Annotated in this window: 20 protein-coding genes and 1 tRNA gene; 7 read left to right on the top strand and 14 right to left on the bottom strand. The window is 67.4% G+C overall.

Annotated elements, in window-relative coordinates; genetic code table 11:
- Positions 1-123 precede the first annotated feature (123 nt).
- On the top strand, positions 124-906 hold the full coding sequence (gene ubiG, locus PWS46_RS13720; RefSeq protein ID WP_434616212.1) for a bifunctional 2-polyprenyl-6-hydroxyphenol methylase/3-demethylubiquinol 3-O-methyltransferase UbiG: 783 nt from the start codon (positions 124-126) through the stop codon (positions 904-906).
- Between the two features lie 161 nt (positions 907-1,067).
- Here ubiG and PWS46_RS13715 read toward each other — a convergent pair whose 3' ends face one another.
- From PWS46_RS13715 to PWS46_RS13670, 10 genes are all read right to left on the bottom strand, one after another.
- Positions 1,068-1,361 carry a Uma2 family endonuclease gene (locus PWS46_RS13715; RefSeq protein WP_434616209.1) on the bottom strand — a complete coding sequence of 98 codons (294 nt, stop codon included), beginning with the start codon at positions 1,359-1,361 and terminating at the stop codon, positions 1,068-1,070.
- A gap of 152 nt (positions 1,362-1,513) precedes the next feature.
- Positions 1,514-1,972 (bottom strand): PTS IIA-like nitrogen regulatory protein PtsN, encoded by a 459-nt coding sequence (ptsN, locus tag PWS46_RS13710; protein WP_109074398.1) that lies wholly within the window; start codon positions 1,970-1,972, stop codon positions 1,514-1,516.
- Positions 1,973-2,006: 34 nt separating this feature from the next.
- On the bottom strand, positions 2,007-2,597 hold the full coding sequence (gene hpf / locus PWS46_RS13705) for a ribosome hibernation-promoting factor, HPF/YfiA family (protein WP_085087112.1): 591 nt from the start codon (positions 2,595-2,597) through the stop codon (positions 2,007-2,009).
- 152 nt (positions 2,598-2,749) lie between these two features.
- A complete protein-coding gene (gene rpoN / locus PWS46_RS13700) occupies positions 2,750-4,369 on the bottom strand; it encodes an RNA polymerase factor sigma-54 (protein WP_434616204.1) in 1,620 nt (539 codons plus the stop codon).
- Positions 4,370-4,402: 33 nt separating this feature from the next.
- Entirely contained in the window at positions 4,403-5,194 is a 792-nt protein-coding gene (gene lptB, locus PWS46_RS13695) for an LPS export ABC transporter ATP-binding protein (RefSeq protein WP_434616201.1), read from the bottom strand.
- Positions 5,191-6,045, bottom strand: coding sequence for an LptA/OstA family protein (locus tag PWS46_RS13690; protein ID WP_434616198.1), 855 nt, complete (start codon positions 6,043-6,045; stop codon positions 5,191-5,193). The genes lptB and PWS46_RS13690 overlap by 4 nt, the downstream gene beginning before the upstream one ends.
- Positions 6,042-6,782, bottom strand: coding sequence for an LPS export ABC transporter periplasmic protein LptC (lptC, locus tag PWS46_RS13685; protein ID WP_434616195.1), 741 nt, complete (start codon positions 6,780-6,782; stop codon positions 6,042-6,044). Before lptC ends, PWS46_RS13690 begins: the two co-directional genes overlap by 4 nt.
- Before the next feature lie 52 nt (positions 6,783-6,834).
- Positions 6,835-7,875: a KpsF/GutQ family sugar-phosphate isomerase gene (locus PWS46_RS13680; RefSeq protein WP_434616192.1), complete on the bottom strand. Its 1,041-nt coding sequence runs from the start codon at positions 7,873-7,875 to the stop codon at positions 6,835-6,837.
- Between the two features lie 288 nt (positions 7,876-8,163).
- Positions 8,164-8,790, bottom strand: coding sequence for a ribonuclease D (locus PWS46_RS13675; RefSeq protein WP_434616189.1), 627 nt, complete (start codon positions 8,788-8,790; stop codon positions 8,164-8,166).
- Between the two features lie 121 nt (positions 8,791-8,911).
- Positions 8,912-8,998: transfer RNA gene (locus PWS46_RS13670), tRNA-Leu, on the bottom strand.
- A gap of 306 nt (positions 8,999-9,304) precedes the next feature.
- Between PWS46_RS13670 and PWS46_RS13665 the strand changes: the two genes are divergently transcribed.
- Together PWS46_RS13665 and PWS46_RS13660 are read left to right on the top strand one after the other, a co-directional pair.
- Positions 9,305-10,291, top strand: coding sequence for a complex I NDUFA9 subunit family protein (locus PWS46_RS13665; RefSeq protein ID WP_434616186.1), 987 nt, complete (start codon positions 9,305-9,307; stop codon positions 10,289-10,291).
- A 17-nt stretch (positions 10,292-10,308) separates the two neighbouring features.
- Positions 10,309-11,136, top strand: a complete 828-nt coding sequence (locus PWS46_RS13660; protein WP_434616183.1) for a TSUP family transporter — start codon at positions 10,309-10,311, stop codon at positions 11,134-11,136.
- A 191-nt stretch (positions 11,137-11,327) separates the two neighbouring features.
- On the opposite strand, the gene PWS46_RS13655 is transcribed toward PWS46_RS13660, so the two are convergent.
- Positions 11,328-11,714 carry a hypothetical protein gene (locus tag PWS46_RS13655; protein ID WP_434616180.1) on the bottom strand — a complete coding sequence of 129 codons (387 nt, stop codon included), beginning with the start codon at positions 11,712-11,714 and terminating at the stop codon, positions 11,328-11,330.
- 415 nt (positions 11,715-12,129) lie between these two features.
- Here PWS46_RS13655 and PWS46_RS13650 point away from each other — a divergent pair, with 415 nt between their 5' ends.
- Positions 12,130-13,317 carry an MFS transporter gene (locus PWS46_RS13650; protein WP_434616177.1) on the top strand — a complete coding sequence of 396 codons (1,188 nt, stop codon included), beginning with the start codon at positions 12,130-12,132 and terminating at the stop codon, positions 13,315-13,317.
- A 15-nt stretch (positions 13,318-13,332) separates the two neighbouring features.
- Here PWS46_RS13650 and PWS46_RS13645 read toward each other — a convergent pair whose 3' ends face one another.
- Positions 13,333-14,133: an undecaprenyl-diphosphate phosphatase gene (locus PWS46_RS13645; protein WP_434616174.1), complete on the bottom strand. Its 801-nt coding sequence runs from the start codon at positions 14,131-14,133 to the stop codon at positions 13,333-13,335.
- 386 nt (positions 14,134-14,519) lie between these two features.
- On the opposite strand from PWS46_RS13645, the gene PWS46_RS13640 reads away from it, so the two are divergent.
- Together PWS46_RS13640 and gltB are read left to right on the top strand one after the other, a co-directional pair.
- On the top strand, positions 14,520-15,968 hold the full coding sequence (locus tag PWS46_RS13640; RefSeq protein ID WP_434616171.1) for an NAD(P)-dependent oxidoreductase: 1,449 nt from the start codon (positions 14,520-14,522) through the stop codon (positions 15,966-15,968).
- A gap of 246 nt (positions 15,969-16,214) precedes the next feature.
- Positions 16,215-20,777 (top strand): glutamate synthase large subunit, encoded by a 4,563-nt coding sequence (gltB, locus tag PWS46_RS13635; RefSeq protein WP_434616168.1) that lies wholly within the window; start codon positions 16,215-16,217, stop codon positions 20,775-20,777.
- A 153-nt stretch (positions 20,778-20,930) separates the two neighbouring features.
- On the opposite strand, the gene PWS46_RS13630 is transcribed toward gltB, so the two are convergent.
- Positions 20,931-22,601, bottom strand: a complete 1,671-nt coding sequence (locus PWS46_RS13630; RefSeq protein WP_434616165.1) for a tyrosinase family protein — start codon at positions 22,599-22,601, stop codon at positions 20,931-20,933.
- Positions 22,602-22,773: 172 nt separating this feature from the next.
- The gene (locus PWS46_RS13625; RefSeq protein ID WP_434616162.1) at positions 22,774-23,424 is read right to left on the bottom strand and encodes a glutathione S-transferase family protein; all 651 of its coding nucleotides are present in this window, start codon (positions 23,422-23,424) and stop codon (positions 22,774-22,776) included.
- 775 nt (positions 23,425-24,199) lie between these two features.
- Between PWS46_RS13625 and PWS46_RS13620 the strand changes: the two genes are divergently transcribed.
- On the top strand, positions 24,200-25,579 hold the full coding sequence (locus tag PWS46_RS13620; RefSeq protein ID WP_434616159.1) for a leucyl aminopeptidase family protein: 1,380 nt from the start codon (positions 24,200-24,202) through the stop codon (positions 25,577-25,579).
- The last annotated feature ends 9 nt before the right edge of the window (positions 25,580-25,588 follow it).

The following is a 25,588-nucleotide window of genomic DNA, read 5'->3' as shown; positions in this document are numbered from 1 at the left end:
GGGTCGGCTGAGCGCACCCCCGCTCCACCGTTGCCGGCGCGGGGCGGCGTATCCATACTCCGTCGGTGGAAGCGAGGCAAGTTGCCCGCACCCGTCCCGCCTCACAGTTTACGGATTTTCACCATGACCGCCTCATCCTCCGCCTTCCCGCACGCGTCCGCAACCGCTCCTGCCGGCGGAACCGTGGATCCGGAGGATGTCGCCCGCTTCTCCGCCATCGCCGCCGAATGGTGGGATCCGACCGGAAAGTTCAAGCCGCTGCACCGGCTGAACCCGCTGCGCCTGACCTACATCCGCGACAGCGTCTGCAAGCGGCTTGGCCGCGACCCGCTGGCCCCCAACGCGCTGGCGGGCCTGCGCGTGGTCGACATCGGCTGCGGCGGCGGCCTGCTGGCCGAGCCGATCGCGCGGATGGGTGCCGAGGTGGTCGGCGTCGATGCGTCGGAAAAGAACATCAAGACCGCCGCCACCCACGCCGCCGAGACCGGCACGACCGTCGACTACCGCGCCACCACCGCCGAGGCGTTGGCGGCGAGCGGCGAAAAGTTCGACGTGGTGCTGGCGATGGAGGTGATCGAGCATGTCGCCGACGTGGACCTGTTCGTGAAGTCGCTGTCCGACTTGCTGGCCCCCGGCGGCGTGCTGTTCCTGGCGACGCTGAACCGCACGCCGAAGTCCTTCGCATTGGCCATCGTCGGGGCTGAGTACATCCTGCGCTGGCTGCCGCGCGGTACCCACAACTGGCGCCAGTTCCTGCGCCCGTCCGAACTGAACGCCGCCGTACGCACGTACGGGCTGAGCGTACGCGACCTGACCGGCATCACGTACAACCCGCTGAGCGACGAGTTCCGGCTGAACCCGCGCGATCTGGACGTGAACTATATGGGCTGGGCGGAGCGGGGGTGAGGGGGTGAAGTCCGACCGGAGCCGACGCCGCTTCATTTCGACCGTCATTCCCGCGAAGGCGGGAATCTAGTCATTGCGATCACTTGAGTTGGAAACTTTGGATCCCCGCCTTCGCGGGGATGACGGCCGAATGAGGGGGATTTAAAAAGCGCCGGTTACCCTCAATCCTCGTACACAGCGTCCAGCGGCAGAGAGAGGTCCGACGCGGCCAGCATGACCGGGCCGTCGCGCACCATGTCGATCGTCCAGCCGGCGCCGTCACGCCGGTAGACCTCGACCAGACGCTCGGTCTGCGAGACCAGGACGATTTCGCGCAGGGACGGGATCTTCTGGTAGTTGGTCCGCTTCTCGCGGCGGTCGATGGCCTCGGTGCTGTCGGACAGCACCTCCACGACCCGCTCGGCGGCGAGATAGTCCTGCGGCGTAATCCACGGCTTGCGCCATACGCCTGCCATGGCTTTGGCCCCCGTCAAAAAACCGGCTCGGCCCAGTGTACCAGCCCACCCGACCCCACTCCACTTGGCCCATCCGTCGCCAAAGAAAAAGGGCCGCGCACAGCCCGTGCAACGGCCCTTTCGGCATGCTGTGCCCCTTCACCGGCGGCCCGTCAGTTGGACGGGGTCGGCTCGTGCTGGGTCAGGAGCGCGTACATCGCGTCGCCGGATTCGGCTCCGCGCAGCTTCTCGCACATGGACTGGTCGCGCAGAAGGCGCGACACGCGGGCGAGCGCCTTCAGATGGTCGGCTCCCGCCTGTTCCGGGGCGAGGAGGAGGAAGATCAGATCGACCGGCTGCTCATCGATCGCGTCGAAATCGATGGGCCGCTCCAGGCGGGCGAAGACGCCGTGGACGCGGTCCAGGCTGGACAGCTTGCCGTGCGGGATGGCGATGCCATGGCCCACGCCGGTCGTGCCCAGCCTTTCGCGCTCCAGAAGCACGTCGAAGATCGCCCGCTCGTGCTGACCGGTCAGCTCGGACGCTTTGCGCGCCATCTCCTGCAGGGCCTGCTTCTTGTTGCCGGCCTTCAGGTTCGGGAGGATGGCGTGCGGAGAGATGAGGTCGAGCATGACGCTTCTTGACCAGGAGGACGGGTCGGCGCCGTCAGGCGCCGGCCTTCTCCGCCGGGTCGACCCAGCCGATGTTCCCGTCGGCGCGGCGATAGACCATGTTCAGGCGGCCATGCGCACCATTGTGGAACATCAGGGCGGGGGCCTGCGCCAGTTCAAGGCGCATCACCGCCTCGCTGACCGACAGGGTGGCGATGCTGGTCTCCATCTCGGCCACGACCATCGGGTTGGCGGCGCCGTCGGCGGCCGTCTCGACCTCGTCGTGATGCTCCTCGGCCTCGGCTTCCAGCACGCGGTAGCTGGCCGGCAGGGCGGCGCCGTTCTCGGCGGCGTGGTGGTCGCGCAGGCGGCGCTTGTAGCGGCGCAGGCGCTTGGCCAGCTTCTCGCAGGCGATGTCGAAGGCCGGATAGGGTTCGGTGGCGTCGCCGGCACTCTGCAGGACGATGCCGCGGCCCACATGGACCTGGATGTCGGCCTTGTAGAGATGCGCGTCCTTGGTCAGGACGACGTTCGCCTCGATCGGCTTGTCGAAGTACTTGCCGACGACGGCGTTCAGGCTATCGGCCACATGGGTGCGCAGAGCGTCGCCCACATCGAGCTGCTTGCCTTTGACGGAGAGTTGCATGGTGGAACGTTTCCAAAAATTGGTCCGCTGGGGACGGTGTAGAGACGACGCCCGAAGATGCCGGCTAGAAGATGCTGGTCCGCCGCTTGCGGGCCGGGACGATAGGCAAGGGGCATCTGACTGTCAATCGAGCCCTCCCCCGTTCGACCCGCTTACATGCGTGACATCTTGGCACGGCGCCGCTGCACCGATGACGGTATTTTCATCGCTTCACGATACTTCGCGACCGTCCTTCGCGCAATGTCGATCCCTTCCGCCCGGAGAATCTCCACCAGTTTGTCGTCGGACAGCACGTCGTCCGGCTTTTCCGCATCGATCATGGTCTTGATGCGGTGCCGAACCGCTTCCGCGGAATGCGACGCTTGGCCGTCCGCACTCTGGATGGCGGAGGTGAAGAAGTATTTCAGCTCGAAGACGCCGCGCGGGGTCGCCATGAACTTGTTGGTGGTGACGCGGCTGACGGTGCTCTCATGCATGCCGATGGCCTCGGCGATGTCGCGCAGGATCAGCGGCCGAAGATGCGAGACGCCGTGGATGAAGAAGGCGTCCTGCTGCCGGATGATCTCGCTCGCCACCTTCAAAATGGTGGTGGCGCGCTGGTGCAGCGACTTCACCAGCCAGTTCGCCGACTGGAAGCGTTCGGAGATGTATTCCTTGTCGGCCTTGTTGCGGGCACTGTCGGAGATGCGGGCGAAATAGCGGTGGTTGACCAGCACCCGCGGCAGCGTGTCCGGGTTCAGGTCGATCAGCCAGCCGCCGCCGGGGTTGGCGCGCATGAGGATGTCGGGGGTGACCAGCTGGGCCGGGGTGTGGTCGAAGGCCAGCGCCGGCTTCGGGTTCAGCTTGCGGATGTCGACGACCATGTCGGCGACGTCCTCGGCATCGACGCCGCAGACCTTCATGATGGCCGGCAGGTTGCGCGCGGCCAGAAGCTCCAGATTGTCGAGCAGCGCCGCCATCGCCGGGTCGAGCCGGTTCTTCTCGCGCAGCTGGATCGCCAGGCATTCCTTCAGCGACCGCGCGAAGATGCCGGGCGGGTCGAAGCGCTGGCAGGCGGCCAGCACCCGCTCCACCCGCTCCGGGTCGCAGCCCAACTGTTCGGCCATCGCCTGGGCGTCGAAGCCGACCAGCCAGCCGGCCTCGTCCAGCATGTCGATCAGGGCCAGCCCGATCAGCTGGTCGCCGAGGTCGGGCAGGTCGATCTTCAGCTGCTCGGTCAGGTGGTCGCGCAGGTTCTTTTCGCTGGTCAGCGTCGCTTCGAGGTTGCTGTCGTCATCGTCGAAGCCGCTGCGACCGCCGCGGTCGCCATAGGAGCCGTAGACCTCGCTGCCGCCGTCCGAGCCGTCGGAAAAGCGGTCGTCGCCATAGACATTCTCGAAGTCGGTGTCGAGCGGCGCCTCCGACGAGGAGGCCATCGTGTCCGACGAGGTCATCTCCACGGTGTCGCGGGTGCGCCCGTCGCTCATCGGCAGGGCCGGCCCGTCGTCGCGGCCGTTCAGCCCGTCGATGCTGAGACCGTTCGCCTCCATGCCGCCGGGGCCGTCCAGCCCGCCCGGCGCCTCGCCGCCGGCACCGTCGCCGACAACCGGATCGCTGCCGCCGTCGCCGGGGCCGCTGTCGCGCTCCAGCAGCGGGTTCTGCTCGATCTCGCGGTCGACGAAGTCCGACAGTTCGATGTTCGACAGCTGCAGCAGCTTGATCGCCTGCTGCAGCTGCGGCGTCATCACCAGTGTCTGGGCTTGTCGAAGGTCGAGACGTTGAGCAAGCGCCATGGCTGTGGAACCGGGACCAGTGGGAACGGAGGGCTACAGACTGAACCGGTCGCCGAGATAGACCCGGCGCACGCCCTCGTGCGCCACGATCTCGTCCGGCCGTCCCTCCATTAGTACCACACCATCGTGCAAAATGTATGCCCGATCGACGAGGTCGAGCGTTTCACGCACATTGTGGTCGGTGATCAGCACGCCGATGCCGCGGTCGCGCAGATGGCCGACCAGTTCGCGGATGTCGTTCACCGCAATGGGATCGATGCCGGCCAGCGGTTCGTCCAGCAGGATGAAGTGCGGCTGTCCGGCCAGCGCGCGGGCGATCTCCACGCGCCGCCGCTCGCCGCCCGACAGCGCCAGGGCGGGGGAGCGGCGGAGATGCGTAACCGAGAACTCGGCCAGCAGCTCGTCCAGCATCGCCTCGCGCGCGTCGCGGTCGCTCTCCACCACCTCCAGCACGGAGCGGATGTTGTTCTCCACCGTCATGCCGCGGAAGATCGAGGCCTCCTGCGGCAGATAGCCGATGCCGAGCCGGGCGCGGCGGTACATCGGCAGGGCGGTGATCTCCTGGCCGTCCAGGGTGATCGTGCCGGAGTCGGCGGCGATCAGGCCGGTGATCATGTAGAAGCAGGTGGTCTTGCCGGCGCCGTTGGGACCGAGCAGCCCGACCGCCTCGCCGCGCTGGACGCTGATGGAAACGTCGCGCACCACCGGCCGCTTCTTGAACGACTTGCCGAGATGCTGGGCCACCAGCCCTTCGGTCGGGACCGATGCCGTGGGGCTGCTGCCGGCGGGCGCGGCGCCGGGTCCGTTCGCGGTCAGCACGGTCACGGCTTCTTGCCCGCAGGGGCGCCGGGTCCGTTCTTCTCGCCGGGGATCAGCAGGCCGCTGACACGGCCGCCGGCATCGCGGCCGGCGATGACGCGGTTGATCTTGGTGTTCATGTTCATCTCGGCGGCTTCGCCGTTCAGCTGGTTGTCGCCGCGGGTGATCTTGACGTTGCCCATCAGCACCGCGACGTTGTCGGCGACGGAATAGACCAGCTTTTCGGCCAGCGCCACGTCGGTGGGGGTAGTGACAACGACGTTGCCGGACCCGTCGATCCGCTCCATCTGGGTGGTGCCGTCCGGCATCTTCTTCAGCCGGCCGATCAGCACGTCGGCGCGCAGCCGGTCGTTGCCGCGCACCGCAACGGCGTCGCCGCGCGCCACGGTCAGGTCCTGCGCCTCGTAATATTCCAGGCTGTCGCGGGCGGTGACCACGTCCTTGGTGGTGACCAGCTTCAGGTCCTTGCCGGTGACGACGGCCACCTGCTTGTCGACGTCATAGACGCCATGGTCGCCGAACACCTGCTGGGTCGGGCTGACGATGCGGACATTGCCGTCGGCCACCAGCTGGAACACCTCGTTGCCCTTGCCGGGAACCTCGCGGTAATAGGCGGTCAGCACGTCGGCGAAGACGGTCGAGTCGTTGCGCTTGGCCGACGCGTTGCCGCGCGCCACATAGGCGCGGACGTCCTGGTGCCATTCGATCGCCTGATCGGCGTTGATCTCCACCGGCTGCTTGCCGCCCATGCCGGGCAGCCCCTGGGCGAAGGCCGGGGCAGAGAAAGAGAAAAACCCGCCGGCCAGGATGGCCGACAGGGTCAAGACGGTACGGAATGGCGACCGTTTGGACGTCACGGCTTCTTGCTCCCGGGGCGCTCGGCGGCCTGGACCTCGGCCTTCGACTGGTTGAGAAAGACGACGTTCTTGCCACGGTCCGTCATGCGGAAACCGACGGCGTTGATCTCGCCCTGCGGACCCTGGCCGGTCACCGCCTTTTCGCCCCAGGCGTTGCCCTTGCGGATGTCGGCCTCGGCCTCGCTGGTGGTGAACTCGTTGCCGTCGTCGCGCAGGACATGGACATTGCCGCGCATCAGCAGGATGCCGGTGCTCTGGTTGTACCAGCCCTTGTCGGACCGCATGGTCACCCAGGTGCCGGTGGTCTCGGTCATCTCCGCCTGCGGTTCGTCCAGCAGGACGATGTCGGGCTGGTCGGCAGACTTGTCGGCCTTGGCGGCCACCAGCGAGAAGGGCTGGTTGTGTTCGTCCAGGCTGAAATAGCGCGGCTTCAGCATCTCGCTCTGCCCGGCGTCGGCGGAGACGCGCGGGGTCGGCGGACTGTTCAGCGACGGCCATGCGGCCAGCAGCGCCACCATCGCCAGCGCCGCCGCCGGCAGCACGAACTTCATGGCCGAGACGAAGCGGCTGTAGACGCGGCTGACCGGACGGGTGTCGCGCCGCCGGTGCGCCCGGAGCGCGGTCGGCGGCTCCACCGCCGGCGCCGGGATGCGGACGTCCCGACCGCTGCCGATGGGGGCGGATGCGGTGCGGTCGGCTGCCGTACGGTCGGTGCTGCGCAGGTCGTCCAGGCTCAACTCTTCGTCCCTCCGGCTCGGCGCTTGGCTTCCATGATGGGCGGGAACGGCGTCAGGCGGCGCCGGCGCGCAGGACATCGTGGATGTGCACGATGCCGAGCGGCCGATCCGCCTCGATCACGAACAGGGTGGTGATCTTCTTTTCGTTCATCTCGCGCAGCGCCTCGACGATCAACGCCTTCGGGCGGATGGTCTTGGGCCGCGGCGACATGATGCTGTCCGCGCGTTCCGCCAGAAGCTCCGGCGTCAGATGACGGCGCACGTCGCCGTCGGTGATGATCCCGACCAGCGCCCCGGCTTCGTCGGTCACCCCGACGCAGCCCAGCCGCTTGGCCGTCATCTCGAAGATGACGTCGGACAGCGGCGAGTCAAGACGGCACAGGGGCAAATCATCGCCCTTGTGCATGATGTCGGTGACCTTCAGCAATGCGCGGCCCAACTGGCCGCCGGGGTGGAACTCGCGGAAATCGGCGGCGGAGAAGCCGCGCCGTTCCAGCAGGGCCACCGCCAGCGCATCGCCCAACGCCAGCATCATGGTGGTGGAGGTGGTGGGCGCCAGCCCCAGCGGGCAGGCTTCCGGCTCCGGCGGCACCACCAGCGCCACGTCCGACTGTTCGGCCAGCGAGGAAGCGGCGCGCCGCGTCATGCCGATCAGCGGAATGCCGAAGCGGCGGGTGTAGGCGATGATGTCCGCCAGCTCGTGCGTCTCGCCGGAGTTGGACAGCGCCACCACCGCGTCGATCCGCGCGATCATGCCGAGGTCGCCGTGGCTCGCCTCGCCCGGATGGACGAAGAGGGCCGGCGTGCCGGTGGAGGCCATGGTCGCGGCGATCTTGCGGGCGACATGGCCCGACTTGCCCATGCCGGTGACGACGACGCGGCCTTCGATGCCCTGCAGGATGTCGAGCGCCCGCAGGAACTCCCCGTCGAGGCTGCCGGCCAGCGCGACCAGCGCATCGGCCTCGGTCCGCAGGACGCGGGTGGCGCAGGCGAGATCGCGGTTCTCCACGGCACTGGACTCCGTCGAAGCGGTGGAGCTGTCGGTCGGGCTGCCAGTCAGGCTGGAGGTGATAACGCTGGTCAAGGCTGTCATGCCTTCCATTCAAAAGGCCCGTCCGCGGGCCGTTCACAAACACGGCGCCTGCCCGGAGGACTCCCGGCAGGCGCGTCGCGCAGTATGCCCCCCGGCGGACGCCGGGTCAAATCCACGGCCGGTCGGGGGGTGGGTGGGGAGAGATTTCCCCCTCCCCCGCCCAGCGGGGGAGGGTCGGGGTGGGGGCAAACTCCGGCGCGGCCAAATGAATCCAAGCCGCGGGTCCCCCTCACCCTAACCCTCTCCCCGGGGGGGAGAGGGGACTATCCGCGTCAATTGGCGCAGGCGTCAGTGCGCCAGGATGTCCGGGGTTTCCCAGCCGCCGAGGTCCAGCTCGCCGCGGGCGGGCAGGAAGTCGAAGCAGGCCTGGGCCAGATGGGTGCGCCCCTCGCGCGCCAGCATGACGTCCAGCTTCGCCTTCAGGTCATGCAGGTGCAGCACGTCGGATGCCGCATACTTCATCTGGTCGGTGGTCAGCTCGGGCGCGCCCCAGTCGGAGGACTGCTGCTGCTTGGAGATCTCGACGCCCAGCAGATCCTTGCACAGATCCTTCAGGCCATGGCGGTCGGTGAAGGTGCGGACCAGCTTGGAGGCCACCTTGGTGCAATAGACCGGCTGGCAGCTGACGCCGAGATAGGCCTTCATCACCGCCACGTCGAAACGGGCGAAGTGGAACAGCTTGGTCACGCCGGGATCGGTCAGCAGGCGCTTCAGGTTCGGCGCCTCGTACTGGCCGGGGCGGAACTGGACCAGATGGACGGCGCCGTCGCCGGCCGACAGCTGCACGAGGCAGAGGCGGTCGCGGTGGGGGTTCAGCCCCATGGTCTCGGTGTCGATGGCCACGCAGTTGTCGCGGGCGCCGGCGGCGAGGTCGAGGCCGTCGGGGAGGTCGCCGTCATGAAGGTCGATGGGCATGGTCGCGTCCCGGGGTGGTCAGGCCCCCGGCCATGGACCCTAGAAACGACGAACGCCGCTCTGCACTATCTCCCTCTCGATCGAAGGAGCCGTGCATGCGGCGCAGCCGGGTAGAAAGAAATGGTGCCCAGGAGAAGACTCGAACTTCCACGACATTTCTGCCACAGGTACCTGAAACCTGCGCGTCTACCAATTCCGCCACCTGGGCTCGGTGCTCGGTGTGTGGGCGGTTGTTTAATGATCCGGCCGGGGGGCGTCAACAGCTTTTTTTCGACCCCTTTCATTTTTTTGCCGCATCGCGGGTTTTCGCGCGCGGCCGGCGGGCGCGACGATGCAGTCCCTAGATTGGCGGCGGTCCATTCGCTATAAGCATGGCCGCAGTTTCAGCAGTCATCCAGGCGACACACAGTCGGACGACGCGCGGGGGGGGCGCGAGGCGGACCATGGAAAGGCCGCCGCGCGGAAACCCCGGTTCCCCCCTGGATTTGGCGCGCAACGACACGGGAGACGGTCGATGTCCTATCGCACTCAGGTTATCACGGTGTTCGGCGGTTCGGGCTTCATCGGCCGCCACCTGATCCGGCGCCTCGCCAAGTCGGGCGCCCTCATCCGCATCGCCACCCGCAATCCGGGCAAGGCCGCCTTCCTGAAGACGGCCGGCGCCGTCGGCCAGATCGTGCCCTTCGCCACCGACTGCACCAACGACCTGTCGGTCGCCCGCGCCCTGCAGGGGGCGGACATCGCCATCAACCTGCTGGGTGTGCTGTACGAGCGCGGGAGCCAGAGCTTCCAGGGCGTCCATGTCGACGCCGCCTCGCGCATCGCCCGTCTGGCCGCCGAGGCCGGGGTGAGCCGCATGATCCATGTCTCGGCCATCGGCGCCGACGCCGCCTCGCCGTCGGTCTATGCCCGCTCCAAGGCGGCCGGCGAGCAGGCGGTGCTGTCCGCCTTCCCGGCGGCGACGATCCTGCGCCCCAGCATCGTCTTCGGGCCGGAGGACAACTTCTTCAACAAGTTCGCGGCGATGGCGCAGAAGGCCCCCGTCCTGCCGCTGATCGGCGGCGGCAAGACCCTGTTCCAGCCGGTCTATGTCGGCGATCTGGCCGACGCCGTCGTCGCCGCGCTGGCGTCCGACGCTGCCCGCGGCAAGACCTACGAGCTGGGCGGCCCGCGCGTCTACACCTTCCGCGAACTGCTGGAGCTGACCCAGAAGGACATCCAGCGCCACCGTCCGCTGGTGACCATCCCCTGGAGCACCGCCGAGTCGCTGGGCGGCATCCTGGAGAAGGTGCCGCTGCTGGCCCCGGCGCTGACCCGCGATCAGGTCGCGCTGCTGAAGCAGGACAACGTCGTCTCCCCGACGGCGCTGGGCTTCAAGGACCTGGGCATCACCGAGCTGGCGACCTGCGAGGTGATCCTGCCGACCTACCTGTCGCGCTTCATCGTCGGCGGCAAATACAGCGGCCTGACCAACAACGCCCGCTCCAAAAACGCCCACTGAGCGGCAGGTCCGGTTCCATGACTCCCGAAAGCCCCGGCCCCCGCGCCGGGGCTTTTGCGTTTTCCTGGCTGCGCGCGCTTGCCGCCTTCGTCTGCGGCGCGGTCATCGGCACGCTGGGCGGCCTGATCGGGCTGGGCGGGGCGGAGTTCCGCCTGCCGCTGCTGATCGGCGCCTTCCGCTTTGCCGCGCTCGACGCCGTCATCCTGAACAAGGCGATGAGCCTCGTCGTCGTCGCCGCCGCCCTGCCCTTGCGCGCCGGGACGGTGCCGCTCGGCCTCGTCGCCGCCAATGGCGGAGTCGTCGCCACCCTGCTGGCCGGCAGCCTGCTGGGCGCCTGGATCGGCGCGGGATGGGCGATGCGGATGGAGGCGGCCCGGCTGCAGCGGGTGATGGCCGCGCTGCTGGCGCTGATCGCCGCCGCGCTGCTGTTCGGGCATGGCCTCACGGGAGGGGCGGGGCCGCTGCTGGAGGGGCCGGCACTGACCGTCGTCGGGACAATGGCCGGCTTCGCCATCGGAGTCGTCGCCTCGCTGCTGGGCGTTGCCGGCGGCGAGTTGCTGATCCCGACGCTGGTCCTGCTGTTCGGGGTGGACCTCAAGCTGGCGGGCAGCCTGTCGCTGGCGGTCAGTTTGCCAACCATGGTCGTCGGCTTCACCCGCTATGCCCGCGGCGGCAGTCTGGCGGTGCTCGCCCGGAACCGGGATTTCGTCCTGCTGATGGCGGCGGGGTCGCTGGCCGGCGCCTTCATCGGCGGGCTGCTGCTGGGCGTGGTGCCGGAATCGCTGCTGCTGCCGGTGCTGGCGGCGATCCTGCTGCTGTCGGCCGTCCGGATGTGGCGGCATTGACGCCGTTTCCGTCGCCATTGTTCGTGGATGTCAAGCCCACCGAGAATGAGAATTGAAAAGGAAAACGCCTCCGGTCACAGGACCGGAGGCGCTGTCCCGACGTTTCCGTCCGGCACCAAAGTCGCCAACAGGATGCAGCCACTCACCATCGATCAGGGTCGCACTATCCCATCTCGCCGAGCTTCGCCTTATCAGCCGAGCAACAACTTAATGATCAAGTAAGCAGACAACGCAATCAAGGCGATAAGCTTCCACCGGATGACCTTCCAGAAAGTCACGATGATCGTCTCTTCAAGATCATCAATCAAGTTCCGTACGATCAACCATCTGGTCCAGTTCTCTCCATACCACTTCCGCACAGCATATATTAAAGCGAAGAACGGAAAAGTGACATAGTAGAGCCACGAAGAGTACGTGGTGGTCACGTTCCAGTCCCGGACCTGTTCGGAGCGGAACTTGAGCGCTTCGACCACCATGTCTCCCCCCATGGTGACGACCTCAGCCTGCGCCTCTCCAGTCAAGACAAATGCCATGATGGAAAGAAGCGCGATACTCTGGGGGACTGCTCGATCTATCAAGATTGGCCTCCACGAGTAAGATGGCTTTCGGTGTCACCCCTCAAAACCAAGGGGCATGAAGACTATGCAGTTTGGGAGATATGCTTACGAGTCAGATTTTTATACGCACACATCGCTAACTTAACTTTTTGTCACATACAATAATACTCAATTTACTTCGGATTATTCTGTAAGGCCCTGATATTAATAAGGGTTTTCCTTTCCCCACTCCGCGAAAGTCGAAGGACATACGAGGCATCTCAATTTTGCATAAGTTCATCAACGATCTCCTCCCGTTAATCGGAAGGTTCCGGGAAGGCAGCCGTCATTTCAGACTTGGCTGTAAAGGTTTCAGCCGATGCAACATTTGGCTTGGCCTTCCGCTCTTCCCGCCTGCGTCATCCCTTGCAACCGGGTCGAACCCTCTGGGAAATTGATGTCCGACGTCACAAAAGGCCGCGAAGCCGGCTATCCGGCCACAGCTGATGCCGCCTCCGCGCGCTGGGCCACCGTCGCCGCCTTCTTCCTGAACGGCACCGTCTTCGGCGTCTGGGCGACTCAGATCCCGCTGCTGAAGAACCGGCTGGATCTCAGCCCGGCGGTGCTGGGGGCGGCGCTGCTGTGCCTTGCCGTCGGCGCCCTGACGGCGATGATCGCAAGCGGCCCGCTGCTGGGGCGGATCGGCAGCGCGCCGGTGATGCGGGTGACCGCCCTGCTGTTCGCCGGGCTGCTGCCGCTGCCGGCGCTGGTGCCGGACGTGGTGACGCTGTGCATCGTGCTGGCGCTGTTCGGCGCGTCGGGCGGCACCATGGACGTCGCCATGAACGCGCAAGGTGCGCTGGTGGAGCGGCGGCTCGGCCGGCCGATCATGTCGTCGCTGCACGGGATGTGGAGCCTGGGCGGGCTGGCCGGCGCCGGCCTCGGCGGGCTGCTGCTGCCGCTGATGCCGGCGGCGGCGCAGGCCGCGCTGGTGTCGGCCGGGCTGCTCGTCCTTTTCCTGGCGTTGCAGGGGCGTTTCCTGCCCGACCGCAATGCCGGCGGCGGCGGGCTGGTGCTGCCCGACCGCAAGACCCTGCTGCTGGGGCTGCTGGCCGCCCTGTCCTTCATGAGCGAGGGCGCCATCCTGGACTGGAGCGCCATTCACCTGCGCGACGACCTCGGCGCACCGGCCGCGGTCGCCGGCATGGGCTTCGGCGTTTTCAGCGCCGCCATGGCGGCTGGGCGGTTCAGCGGCGACCGGCTGCGCCACCGCTTCGGAGGGGCGACGCTGATGCGCGGCGGCGGGCTGCTGGCCGCGGCCGGGCTGGGACTCGTATTGGCGGGAGGAATGGTCGCGGACGGGACGCCGCTGCTGGCGATCGCCGGTTTCGGGCTGACCGGGATCGGCCTGTCGAACATGGTGCCGGTGCTGTTCAGCACGGCGGGCGCGGTGGAGACCGGGCATCCCGACCATGCGGTCGCCGCGGTGTCCACCATGGGCTATGCCGGCGTGCTGACCGGTCCGCCGCTGGTCGGCTTCATCGCCCAGGCGACCAGCCTCGCCACCGCCTTCGCGATGATCGCGCTACTCGTGCTGGGGATGGCGGCGGCCGCGGCCCGTGCGGTGCCGCGGCCGCCGGCTTGACGGCAGGGAAAAAACTTACAGATAAAGGAAAGCCAGCATGCCGGTGCCGATGGCGATGCGGTACCAGCCGAAGGGGGTGAAGCCGTAGCGGCCGACGAAATCGACCAGCGTCTTCACCACCAGGGCCGCGGCGATGAAGGCGGTGACGAAGCCGACCAGGATCAGCAGGCCGCTGTCCAGGCTCATCACCGACCAGTTCTTGTAGAGGTCGTAGACGGTGGCGCCGGCCATGGTCGGCACCGCCAGGAAGAAGGAGAATTCGGCCGCCGTCTTGCGGTCGACCCCCATCAGCAGGGCGCCCAGGATGCTGGCGCCCGAGCGCGACACGCCCGGCACCAGCGCCAGGCACTGGCAGAAGCCGATCTTCAGCGCCAGCGGGGCCGGGAAATTCTCGATCTGGTGATAACGGGCGACCGGGATCAGCCGCTCCACCAGCAGGATGGCGACCCCGCCCAGGATCAGCGCGATGCTGACCACGGTGGGGTTGAACAGCACCGCCTTGATGACGCCGTGCAGCCCGGCGCCCAGCACCATGGCCGGCAGGAAGGCGATCAGCACCGCCATGACGAAACGCCGCGCGGCGGGATCGTCCTTCAGCCCTGTGGCAACTCGCCACAGCCGGTGGAAATAGACCACGCAGATCGCCAGAATGGCGCCGAGCTGGATCACCACCTCGAACACCTTGCCGGGCGGTCCCTGGAAGCCCAGCAACTCGTCCAGCATGATGAGATGGCCGGTCGAGGAGACGGGCAGGAACTCGGTCAGCCCCTCCACCAGCCCCATGAGTGTGGCGTCCAGATATTGATCGATCATCATCGCGGCACGCAGCCTTCGGCACGGTGAATGTTGCGGTGCTTATAGCAGGCCACGGCCATGCTTGGCGACGGCGAGGGGTCGGTACCCCTATTCGAGTGATAGTCCTTTTTCGGGACTAATTTTCTGTCTCGTTTTTGTGACACCCTACCGCCACGCCCACGCATTCCAGCCTTGCGAAGGAAAAGGTCAACAAACCGGACCTATCGGTGCTTTTGTGCTTCCGCAGGCCCGGCTCATGCGTTATATGACGAGCGTCCGCCACTTTGCGGACGTTCGATTTCAACCCAGCCGGTCGGTGTAGGCCAACGCCGCAGCCCCCGGTCAGGCCCAGCAAGGCGATGTCCCCGCAACGGATGGCGGGGCCGCGAAGCGAAGGAGCAGACGTCATGGCGAACCAGAAAATGTTGGGCTTCGTGCACACCGCGCAGAAGATGCCCGACAAGCGGTCTGCCGCCGACCGCCGCCAGGACTTCGCGGAGATCTACGCCCGCTTCAGCGACGAGCGCGCCGGCGAGCAGGCCAACCGCTGCTCGCAGTGCGGCGTTCCCTTCTGCCAGGTGCATTGCCCGGTCTCCAACAACATCCCGGACTGGCTGAAGCTGACCGCCGAGGGGCGTCTCGAGGAGGCTTACGAGGTCTCCCAGGCCACCAACAACTTCCCCGAAATCTGCGGCCGCATCTGCCCGCAGGACCGCCTGTGCGAGGGCAACTGCGTCATCGAGCAGTCGACCCACGGCGCCGTCACCATCGGCTCGGTCGAGAAGTACATCAACGACACCGCCTGGGAGAACGGCTGGGTCAAACCGCGCAAGCCGGCCCGCGAGCTGGGGCTGTCGGTCGGCGTGATCGGCGCCGGCCCAGCCGGCCTCGCCGCCGCCGAGGAGCTGCGCGCCAAGGGCTACGAGGTCCATGTCTATGACCGCTACGACCGCATGGGCGGCCTGCTGGTCTACGGCATCCCCGGCTTCAAGCTGGAGAAGGACGTCGTCGCCCGCCGCGTCCAGCGTCTGGCCGATGCCGGCGTGATCTTCCATTCGAATTTCGAGGTCGGCCGCGACGCCTCGCTGGCCGAGCTGCGCGAGCGCCACGTCACCATCCTGGTCGCCACCGGCGTCTACAAGGCCCGCGACATCAAGGCCCCCGGCGCGGGGCTGAAGAACATCGTGCCGGCGCTGGAATACCTCACCACCTCCAACCGCGTCGGCCTGGGCGACTCCGTCGAGGCCTACGAGAACGGCTCGCTGAACGCCGCCGGCAAGAAGGTGGTGGTTCTCGGCGGCGGCGACACCGCGATGGACTGCGTGCGCACGGCGATCCGCCAGGGCGCGACCTCCGTCAAGTGCCTGTACCGCCGCGACCGCAAGAACATGCCGGGCTCGCAGCGCGAAGTGGCGCATGCCGAGGAGGAGGGCGTCGAGTTCGTCTGGCAGGCCGCGCCGGAAGCCTTCACCGGCGATGACGTGGTCACCGGCGTCCGCGCCGTCCGCATCCATCTGGGCGTGGCTGACGCCACCGGCCGCCAGACCCCTCAGGTGATCGAGGGCTCCGAGTTCACCGAGCCGGCCGACCTCGTCATCAAGGCTCTCGGCTTCGAGCCGGAGGATCTGCCGGGCATGTTCGGGTCGCCGGACCTGACCGTCACCCGCTGGGGCACGCTGCTGGTCGACCACCGCACCAAGATGACCAGCCTGGACGGCGTCTTCGCCGCCGGCGACATCGTCCGCGGCGCGTCCCTGGTGGTGTGGGCCATCCGCGACGGCCGCGACGCCGCCGACGCCATGCACGCCTACGCCCAGACCGTCGGCGCGCCGAAGCTGGCGGTCGCAGCGGAGTAAGGCGCTTACGTCGCCAAGCCGCTTGCCCCCTCCCCAACCCTCCCCCGCTCTCGGCCGGCCGAAGGCCGGTCCGATCACGGGAGAGGGTGCCTTACGGGAAGGCGGCGGCAGTCCCCTCCACCGCCAAAGGCGGGGGAGGGTTAGGGAGGGGGCCGTTTGCCCTCTCCAAGAAGAACCACCGTCTACCCCAGGGGGCCTTCCCTTCGGCCCCCCAGGTCAACGTCCAGACTGTGAAAGGGTCGTTCCATGACCGCCGAGTTTAACCAGGGCTCGTTGAACCAGGGTGAGCAGTTCGTCGCCGATTTCCGCGCCAACGCCGCGGCGCTGACCACTGCCCACGCCTACAATCCGGCCGACGAGCACGACGCCTGCGGCGTCGGCTTCATCGCCGCGATCGACGGCAAGCCCCGCCGTTCGGTGGTCGAGAAAGGCATCGAGGCCCTGAAGGCGGTCTGGCACCGCGGCGCGGTGGACGCCGACGGCAAGACCGGCGACGGCGCCGGCATCCATGTCCAGGTGCCGCAGAAGTTCTTCAAGGACCACGTCAAGGTCATCGGCCACACCCCGCCGGAGAACAACCTGGCGGTCGGTCAGGTCTTCCTGCCGCGCATCAGCCTGGACGCCCAGGAAGCCTGCCGCTGCATCGTCGAGACCGAGATCCTGGCCTTCGGCTACTACATCTATGGCTGGCGTCAGGTGCCGATCAACGTCGACATCATCGGCGAGAAGGCCAACGCGACCCGGCCCGAGATCGAGCAGATCATCATCGGCAATTCGAAGGGCGTGTCGGACGAGCAGTTCGAACTCGACCTCTACATCATCCGCCGCCGGATCGAGAAGGCGGTGCATGGCGAACAGATCAGCGACTTCTACATCTGCTCGCTGTCGGCGCGCTCGATCATCTACAAGGGCATGTTCCTGGCCGAACAGCTGTCCACCTTCTATCCGGACCTGACCGACGACCGCTTCGAGTCGTCCTTCGCCATCTACCACCAGCGCTATTCGACCAACACCTTCCCGACCTGGCCGCTGGCCCAGCCCTTCCGCATGCTCGCCCACAACGGCGAGATCAACACGCTGAAGGGCAACGTCAACTGGATGAAGGCGCATGAGACACGGATGGAGCATCCGGTGTTCGGCGCCAACATGGGCGACCTGAAGCCGGTGATCGGCGTCGGCCTGTCGGACTCCGGCGCGCTCGACACCGTGTTCGAGGTGATGGTCCGCGCCGGCCGCAGCGCGCCGATGGTCAAGATGATGCTGGTGCCGCAGGCGCTGACCAGCTCGCAGACCACGCCGGAGAACCACAAGGCGCTGATCGCCTACTGCAACTCGGTGATGGAGCCGTGGGACGGCCCGGCCGCGCTCGCCATGACCGACGGCCGCTGGGTCGTCGGCGGCATGGACCGCAACGGCCTGCGCCCGATGCGCTACACCATCACCACCGACGGCCTGATCATCGGCGGCTCCGAGACCGGCATGGTCAAGATCGAGGAGAACCAGGTCGTCGAGAAGGGCCGCCTCGGCCCGGGCGAGATGATCGCCGTCGACCTGCAGGCCGGCAAGCTGTTCAACGACCGCGAGCTGAAGGACCATCTGGCCGCCCAGAAGCCCTGGGGCCAGTGGGTCAAGAACACCACGCACCTGGACGAACTGGTCAAGACCGCCGCGTCGAAGGGCGAAGCGTCGGAGATGGAGAAGGAGGAGCTGCGCCGTCGCCAGATGGCCTTCGGCCTCGCCATGGAAGACATGGAGCTGATCCTCCACCCGATGGCGGAGGACGGCAAGGAGGCCGTCGGCTCGATGGGCGACGACAGCCCCATCGCCGTGCTGTCGGACAAGTACCGCGGCCTGCATCACTTCTTCCGCCAGAACTTCTCCCAGGTCACCAATCCGCCGATCGACTCGCTTCGCGAGCGCCGGGTGATGAGCCTGAAGACGCGTCTGGGCAACCTCGGCAACATCCTGGACGAGGATGAGAGCCAGACCCGGTTGCTGCAACTCGACAGCCCGGTGCTGACCACCGCCGAATTCCGCGCCATGCGCGCCTATATGGGCGAGACGGCGGCGGAGATCGACGCGACCTTCCCGGTCGATGCCGGCCCCGACGCGCTGCGCGACGCGCTCCGCCGCATCCGCCAGGAGGCGGAGGACGCCGTGCGCGGCGGCGCCAACCACGTCATCCTGACCGACGAGGCGATGGGCCCGGCCCGCGCCGCCATCCCGGCGATCCTGGCGACCGGCGCCGTTCACACCCACCTGATCCGCTCCAACCTGCGCACCTTCACCTCGCTGAACCTGCGCACGGCGGAATGCCTGGACACCCATTACTTCGCGGTGCTGATCGGCGTCGGCGCCACCACCGTCAACGCCTATCTGGCGCAGGAGGCGGTGGCCGAGCGCCAGCGCCGCGGCCTGCTCGGCTCGCTGTCGCTGGAAAAGGCGATGACGAACTACAAGAAGGCCATCGACGACGGCCTGCTGAAGATCATGTCCAAGATGGGCATCTCGGTCATCAGCAGCTACCGCGGCGGCGGCAACTTCGAGGCCATCGGTCTGTCGCGCGCCCTCGTCGCCGAGCATTTCCCGGCGATGGTCAGCCGCATCTCCGGCATCGGCCTGAACGGCATCCAGAAGAAGGTGCTGGAGCAGCATGCGCTGGCCTATGCCGGCGAGGCGCTGCCCCTGCCGGTCGGCGGCTTCTACCGCTTCCGCAAGTCGGGCGACCGCCATGGCTGGGAGGGTGGGATCATCCACACCCTGCAGCAGGCCGTCACCAACGACAGCTACACCACCTTCAAGAAGTATTCGGAACAGGTGAACAAGCGGCCGCCGATGCAGCTGCGCGACCTGCTGGAGTTCCGCACCACCAAGGCCGCCGTTCCGGTGGACGAGGTGGAGAGCATCACCGCCATCCGCAAGCGCTTCATCACGCCGGGCATGTCGATGGGCGCCCTGTCGCCTGAGGCGCACGGCACGCTGAACGTCGCGATGAACCGCATCGGCGCCAAGTCCGACTCGGGCGAGGGCGGTGAGGATCCGGCGCGCTTCCGCCCCGACAAGAACGGCGACAACTGGAACTCCGCCATCAAGCAGGTGGCGTCGGGCCGCTTCGGCGTCACCGCCGAGTACCTGAACCAGTGCCGCGAGCTGGAGATCAAGGTCGCCCAGGGCGCCAAGCCCGGCGAGGGCGGCCAGCTTCCCGGCTTCAAGGTGACGGAGATGATCGCGCGGCTGCGTCACTCGACGCCGGGCGTCATGCTGATCAGCCCGCCGCCGCACCACGACATCTACTCGATCGAGGATCTGGCGCAGCTCATCTATGACCTGAAGCAGATCAACCCGGACGCCAAGGTCACGGTGAAGCTGGTCAGCCGGTCGGGCATCGGCACCATCGCCGCCGGCGTGGCGAAGGCCAATGCCGACATCATCCTGATCTCCGGCAACTCCGGCGGCACCGGCGCGTCCCCGCAGACCTCGATCAAGTTCGCCGGCCTGCCCTGGGAGATGGGCCTGTCGGAGGTGCATCAGGTCCTGACGCTGAACAAGCTGCGCCACCGCGTGCGGCTGCGCACCGACGGCGGCCTGAAGACCGGCCGTGACATCGTCATCGCCGCCATGCTGGGCGCGGAAGAGTACGGCATCGGCACCGCCAGCCTGATCGCCATGGGCTGCATCATGGTCCGGCAGTGCCATTCCAACACCTGCCCGGTCGGCGTCTGCGTCCAGGACGAGAAGCTGCGCGAGAAGTTCGTCGGCACGCCGGAGAAGGTCGTCAACCTCTTCACCTTCCTGGCCGAGGAGGTCCGCGAGATCCTGGCCCGCCTGGGCTTCCGCTCGCTGAACGAGGTGATCGGCCGCACCGACCTGCTGCATCAGGTCAGCCGCGGCGGCGCCCACCTCGACGACCTCGACCTCAACCCGCTGCTGGCCCAGGTCGATCCGGGCGAGAACGCCCGCTACTGCACCCTGCAGGGCCGCAACGAGGTGCCGGACACGCTGGACGCCCGCATCGTCGCCGACGCCCGCCCGCTGTTCGAGGAAGGCGAGAAGATGCAGCTCGCCTACAACGCCCGCAACACGCAGCGCGCCATCGGCACGCGGCTGTCCTCGATGGTGACGCGGAAGTTCGGGATGTTCGGGCTGCAGCCCGGCCACATCACCGTCCGCCTGCGCGGCACCGCCGGCCAGTCGCTGGGCGCCTTCGCGGTCCAGGGCATCAAGCTGGAGGTGATGGGCGACGCCAACGACTATGTCGGCAAGGGCCTGTCGGGCGGCACCATCGTCGTCCGTCCGGCGACCAGCAGCCCGCTGGAGTCGAACAAGAACACCATCATCGGCAACACGGTGCTGTACGGCGCCACCGCCGGCAAGCTGTTCGCCGCCGGTCAGGCCGGCGAGCGGTTCGCGGTGCGCAACTCCGGCGCCACCGTGGTGGTGGAGGGCTGCGGTTCCAACGGCTGCGAGTACATGACGGGCGGCACGGCGGTCATCCTGGGCAAGGTCGGCGACAACTTCGCCGCCGGCATGACCGGGGGCATGGCCTACCTGTACGACCCGGAGGACTCGCTGCCGCTGCACATCAACGAGGAAAGCGTCATCTTCCAGCGGATCGAGGTGCCCCATTACGAGGCCCAGCTCCGCGCCCTGATCGAGGAGCACGTCGCCGAGACGCAGAGCCGTTTCGCCGCCGAAATCCTCAACGACTGGGAGCGGGAACTCGGCCACTTCTGGCAGGTGGTTCCGAAGGAGATGCTGCACCGTCTGGCCGTGCCGGTGACCCTGCCGCGCGCCATCCCGGCGGAGTGACCTGCCGCACCGCGATCGGTTCGGGCGGCCCCGGCCGAACCGATCGCGGGCCTGGGCATCGACGGAAAAGGGCCTGCCGACCCGGTGGTTCGCCACCCGGAAGGCAGGCCCTTTCCGTTTTCCGACCGTAACCGCCGAAGCGGGCAGCCCGGATCAGTCCTTCAACTCGACCGACCCGATGTTGACGTAGGTCGTTCCCGCCCCCGGCTGCTGACCGATGGTGGTGATCGTCACAGTCACCGGACCGCCCGACCAGATCCCCTTCTGGCGTTGCGTTTCCAGCAGCTTGGAGACGTCATAGACGAAGGAGGCGGTGTCCATCCCGTGTCCGGCGCCATGGCCGGCATGCCCGGTGCCACCGGGTCCCGCCGCATTGCCGCCGGCCGCGCCGACGGTCCCAACCTTGAACAGGTTGATCGGGCCGGCGTAATAATCGCCGCCCACCGCGGCGGCGGTGCCGGCCGGAAGGTTGACGAACACATACAGCGGCGCCGGCGGTCGCTTCTGCACCGTCAGCCCCTTGAGCACCAGGGTTTCCGGCGCTGCCGGCGAAGCGGTCGCCCGCGCCGCTCCCTGGAGGTTTGCCTGCGGGACGGGGGTCAGGGTCAGCGTGGTGCCGCCGCCGCCCACCGCCACGTTCTGGCTGGCGGCCACCGTGGACACCGGGATCACCGAAGCGGTCGCGCCGGCGGATGCCAGTGCCGCGACGGGGGCCGATTTCGGCGTCGACGCCATCACTGCGCTGTCGCCCGGCTTGGGCGCCAGGGAATCGTAGCCATAGCCCAGGGCCTTGTAATTCAGCGCGCCCTGTGCCGTCGCCGTGACCAGCCGGCCCATACCGTCGACGAAGGAGAAGACCTTGGCGTCCCAGTCCGCCTTGCTCGGCTGGGCCGTCGTGCCCTGGCCCGGAGGCGCGAAATTGATGGTGTCGTTCCCGGGATAGCTCTGCCAACTCGCCCACAGATGGTCGATCTGGCAGTGATGCATGTAGAAGATCGGATCATGGGCGGCGGTCGGCACATTGCCCATCAGTCCGCCGACGCCGTCATGCACGTTGTCGTGCGGCTGCGTCTCGGTCCGCCCGGTATAGCCGTAGGCGTACCAGCCCGACGAGGGCGGGAAGACCAGCGGACTGCCGGCATCGGCCGGATAATAGGCCGCCGCCACCAGCGAACCGCTGTAATCCACCAGCGGGAAGCCCAGATAGCCGTTCTTGTTCATCGGCTGGGTCTGGGAAACCAGTTTCAGCGGATCGGTGAAGCCGTTGCCGCGGATCGGCTCGTACAGCGCACTCGCCGGGTCCTGGAACTGCGGCGGAAGCTGCAGGTACTTGCTGGTGCTCGCCCCGTAATCCCAATAGGGCAGCGCGAAATCCGGCTGCTTGCTGACCGAGCGGATGATCTGCTCGAAGTAATACATGTACCAGCGATGCCAGGGCAGGAAATAGGGGCTGCCGTGCGGACAGGTCGACCAGCAGGCAAGCGCCGCCTTCTTCCAGGACGCCGCCGCCCCGGTCGGGTTCTTCCCATAGATCTGGTCGATCTTCGCCTTGAAGCTGGCCGACCCGTTGACATAGCCGTCGGAATTGGGGTCTTGCGGATTATAGGGAAGCGAATGGATGTAGGCCTGGAAGGTCCAGCTCTGCGGCTGCGGCGGGTTGTTGATCGCCGGATCCTTCATGGCCTTCACGGCCTGCTCGTAGATCGCGATCATCGCCTGCCCGGCCGGCGTGGCGATGTTGGGGCGGTTGGCCGTGGCGGCCTGCGCCAACCGGATCGGAGTGCCGACCGCCGCCAGACCGGCCACCGCGGCCCCGCTCGCCAAAAGAGCGCGTCTTGTCGGATTAATGCCATTCTTTTGCATTCACTTTTCTCCATATGCAACTATGGAGAAAATTAAGCCACAGATAATCTCCTATCTTTCAAGGCGCAGTTTCCGGCATCGTCCCGTCCGCGCAGACGGCCTCGTGCATATCCAGGCGCAAGCTTGACTGAGCTTACGGTTCGAATTCCCACGGCTCCGCCTTGGCCGCCGCGATCCACTCCCGCATCGCCGGCAGGGCCAGCACCGCGTCCATATAGGCGCGCGACTCGGGCGACACCGCCACGCCGTAGGTCTGCAGCCGCGTCACCACCGGGGCGAACATGGCGTCGGCGATGGTGAAGGCGCCGAACAGGAACGGCCCGCCCGCCGGCTTGCCGAAGCGGGCGCGGGCATCGGCCCACAGCGCCTCGATGCGGGCGATGTCGGCGGCGGTCGCCTCGGTCATGCCCTGGCCCTTGCGGTCGCGCTTGAGGTCCATCGACATGGTGGTGCGCAGGGAGACGAAGCCGGAATGCATCTCCGCCGACACCGCCCGCGCCACCGCCCGCGCCGCCCGGTCGGCCGGCCACAGCCGGGCCTCCGGCGCCAGTTCCGCCACATACTCGCAGATCGCCAGCGAATCCCAGACCGTCAGGTCATCATGGATCAGGGACGGCACGCGGCCCGACGGCGAATGCGCCGCGATGCGCGCAGCGGTGTCGGGCTGGCGCAGGGGGATGACGGTCTCGGCAAAGCCCAGCCCGGCCTGCTTGAGCGCCAGCCAGGGGCGCAGCGACCAGGAGGAATAAGTCTTGTTCCCAATCACCAGGGTCAGGTGGGACATCGCTGAAAAATCCTATCGGGCGTAAAGTTCGGCGAATGAGGATGCTGCTCCGGCTACCCGGACACAAGCATGGTTTTCTCGCCGGACGAGAACATCACCGGCCCTGCCACGCGGTCGAACCCACGCTATTCTGACCGTAAGCCGGCATCGGGCGGTTGGGGCGCTTAGCGCCGTTACCGCTGATAGCGACGCTGGGGCGTTGCCGAAAACCCGAAGCGAGCGTATATCTAGGGAGCTTCGTTAGTCGGTCAGTGAATGCTGGCCTCCAAAGCCAGAGGCCCGCTGTCCACCACCGGCGGGCCTCATTCCTTTTCCGGAGGTGGAAGGGCGCCTTCCCTCGAAAGCGCCCTTCCGGCCTAGATCACCGTTTCGCCGCCCAGATAGCGACGACGATCTGGACGATCATCAGCACAACGACCACAGCTTCGTTAGTCGTCATTCCCGGCCTCCTTTCCGCCGCCGGGTGTGGATTTCCGGAGCACGGCCACCACGCCGACACATCGGTTCCCTCCGACATGGCGTACCAGTCGCGGATCGAGGGCTCAGCGAAGGTCGGTTGTCCATATCGGCTGCGGCGTTACTCAGGGTGGCAAGACTCCACCCACAAGACAAGCAATTTGGCTCTTCACAATTTGCAGATGCTGCCTGCTTGACACCCGCCCATGCCTGCCCGGCGCATCGCCCCCCTTTCCAGCCGACGCCCGGCGCGCCATCCTTGGGGGATGGGCATCCGTGTCGGATGCGTGACGTGATCTCGTGAGAAGGATCCCCAGTCTTGCTCGCCACCCTGCTTGCCGTTGACGGTCCGGATACCGTCGCCCTCACCCCCGTGACCAAGGCCGGGCTGGCCGACTGGCTGGCCGGGCAATCGCCGGCCGTCGCCTCCTGGGTCAAGGCGGTGGGCTTCACCGGCGAGGCCGGATCGACCGTCTTCCTGCCGGGGCCGGACGGCGCCGTCGCCCATGTGCTGGCCGGCGTGTCGGCGGTCGACGACCTGTGGGCCTTCGCCGGCCTGCCCGCCTCGCTGCCGGCCGGCTCCTACCGGATCGACGCGGCGATGGACGCGCGGGCGGCGACGCGGGCGGCGCTGGGCTGGGCGCTCGGCAGCTATCGCTTCAGCCGCTACAGGAAGCCGCCGGAGAAGGGCTTCGCCAATCTGGTCTGGCCGGCGGAGGCCGACCACGGCGAGGTGGAGCGGGCGGCGACCGCCACCTGGATGGTGCGCGATCTGGTCAACACCCCGGCCTGCGACATGGGGCCGGCGGAACTGGCCCAGGCGGCGCAGGATCTGGCGGCCGAGTTCGACGCGGCGGTCGAGGTGATCGTCGGGCAGGATCTGCTCGACCGCGACTATCCCGCCATCCATGCCGTCGGCCGCGCCAGCCCGCGGGCGCCGCGGCTGATCGACCTGCGCTGGGGCAACCCGGAGCATCCCAAGGTCACCATCGTCGGCAAGGGCGTCTGCTTCGACACCGGCGGGCTCGACCTGAAGCCGTCGTCGGCCATGCTGATCATGAAGAAGGACATGGGCGGGGCGGCGCATGCGCTGGCGCTCGGCCGGATGATCATGATGGCCGGACTGCCGGTGCGGCTGCGCGTGCTGGTGCCGGCGGTGGAGAATGTCGTGTCGGGCGACAGCTTCAAGCCGCAGGACGTGCTGAAGACCCGCAAGGGCCTGACGGTCGAGGTCGGCAACACCGACGCCGAGGGGCGCCTGATCCTGTGCGACGCGCTGGCCGAGGCGGATTCGGAGAAGCCGGCGCTGCTGATCGACTTCGCCACCCTGACCGGTGCCGCCCGCGTGGCGCTCGGGCCCGACCTGCCGGCGCTGATGTGCAACGACGATGCGCTGGCCAACGACTTGACGGAGGCCGGGACCGCGGTCGACGACCCGATGTGGCGTCTGCCGCTGTGGGCGCCCTACCGCAAGGGGCTGGACAGCAAGGTGGCGGACATCAACAACGTCACCAGCAACGGCTTCGCCGGCGCCATCACCGCCGGGCTGTTCCTGCAGGAATTCGTGTCGAAGGGCACGCCCTGGGCGCATCTCGACACCTATGCCTGGAACGGGACGAATCGGCCCGGCCGGCCGGAGGGCGGCGAGGCGCTGGGCCTGCGCGCCGCCTATGCGGTGATCGCCAAGCGGTTCGGCTGACGGTAAGGC

The sequence above is a fragment of the Azospirillum sp. B2RO_4 genome, from assembly GCF_051124815.1.
In the GTDB taxonomy this organism is placed as follows: domain Bacteria; phylum Pseudomonadota; class Alphaproteobacteria; order Azospirillales; family Azospirillaceae; genus Azospirillum.
This window is presented reverse-complemented; position numbering and strand designations above follow the sequence as displayed.

What these genes read in the sequence shown, in the direction of transcription:
- ubiG (WP_434616212.1), top strand. Translation starts at nt 124, where the DNA reads ATGACCGCCTCATCCTCCGCCTTCCCGCACGCGTCCGCAACCGCTCCT.
- PWS46_RS13715 (WP_434616209.1), bottom strand. Translation starts at nt 1,361, where the DNA reads ATGGCAGGCGTATGGCGCAAGCCGTGGATTACGCCGCAGGACTATCTC.
- ptsN (WP_109074398.1), bottom strand. Translation starts at nt 1,972, where the DNA reads ATGCTCGACCTCATCTCTCCGCACGCCATCCTCCCGAACCTGAAGGCC.
- hpf (WP_085087112.1), bottom strand. Translation starts at nt 2,597, where the DNA reads ATGCAACTCTCCGTCAAAGGCAAGCAGCTCGATGTGGGCGACGCTCTG.
- rpoN (WP_434616204.1), bottom strand. Translation starts at nt 4,369, where the DNA reads ATGGCGCTTGCTCAACGTCTCGACCTTCGACAAGCCCAGACACTGGTG.
- PWS46_RS13680 (WP_434616192.1), bottom strand. Translation starts at nt 7,875, where the DNA reads ATGACAGCCTTGACCAGCGTTATCACCTCCAGCCTGACTGGCAGCCCG.
- PWS46_RS13675 (WP_434616189.1), bottom strand. Translation starts at nt 8,790, where the DNA reads ATGCCCATCGACCTTCATGACGGCGACCTCCCCGACGGCCTCGACCTC.
- PWS46_RS13665 (WP_434616186.1), top strand. Translation starts at nt 9,305, where the DNA reads ATGTCCTATCGCACTCAGGTTATCACGGTGTTCGGCGGTTCGGGCTTC.
- PWS46_RS13660 (WP_434616183.1), top strand. Translation starts at nt 10,309, where the DNA reads ATGACTCCCGAAAGCCCCGGCCCCCGCGCCGGGGCTTTTGCGTTTTCC.
- PWS46_RS13650 (WP_434616177.1), top strand. Translation starts at nt 12,130, where the DNA reads ATGTCCGACGTCACAAAAGGCCGCGAAGCCGGCTATCCGGCCACAGCT.
- PWS46_RS13645 (WP_434616174.1), bottom strand. Translation starts at nt 14,133, where the DNA reads ATGATGATCGATCAATATCTGGACGCCACACTCATGGGGCTGGTGGAG.
- PWS46_RS13640 (WP_434616171.1), top strand. Translation starts at nt 14,520, where the DNA reads ATGGCGAACCAGAAAATGTTGGGCTTCGTGCACACCGCGCAGAAGATG.
- gltB (WP_434616168.1), top strand. Translation starts at nt 16,215, where the DNA reads ATGACCGCCGAGTTTAACCAGGGCTCGTTGAACCAGGGTGAGCAGTTC.
- PWS46_RS13625 (WP_434616162.1), bottom strand. Translation starts at nt 23,424, where the DNA reads ATGTCCCACCTGACCCTGGTGATTGGGAACAAGACTTATTCCTCCTGG.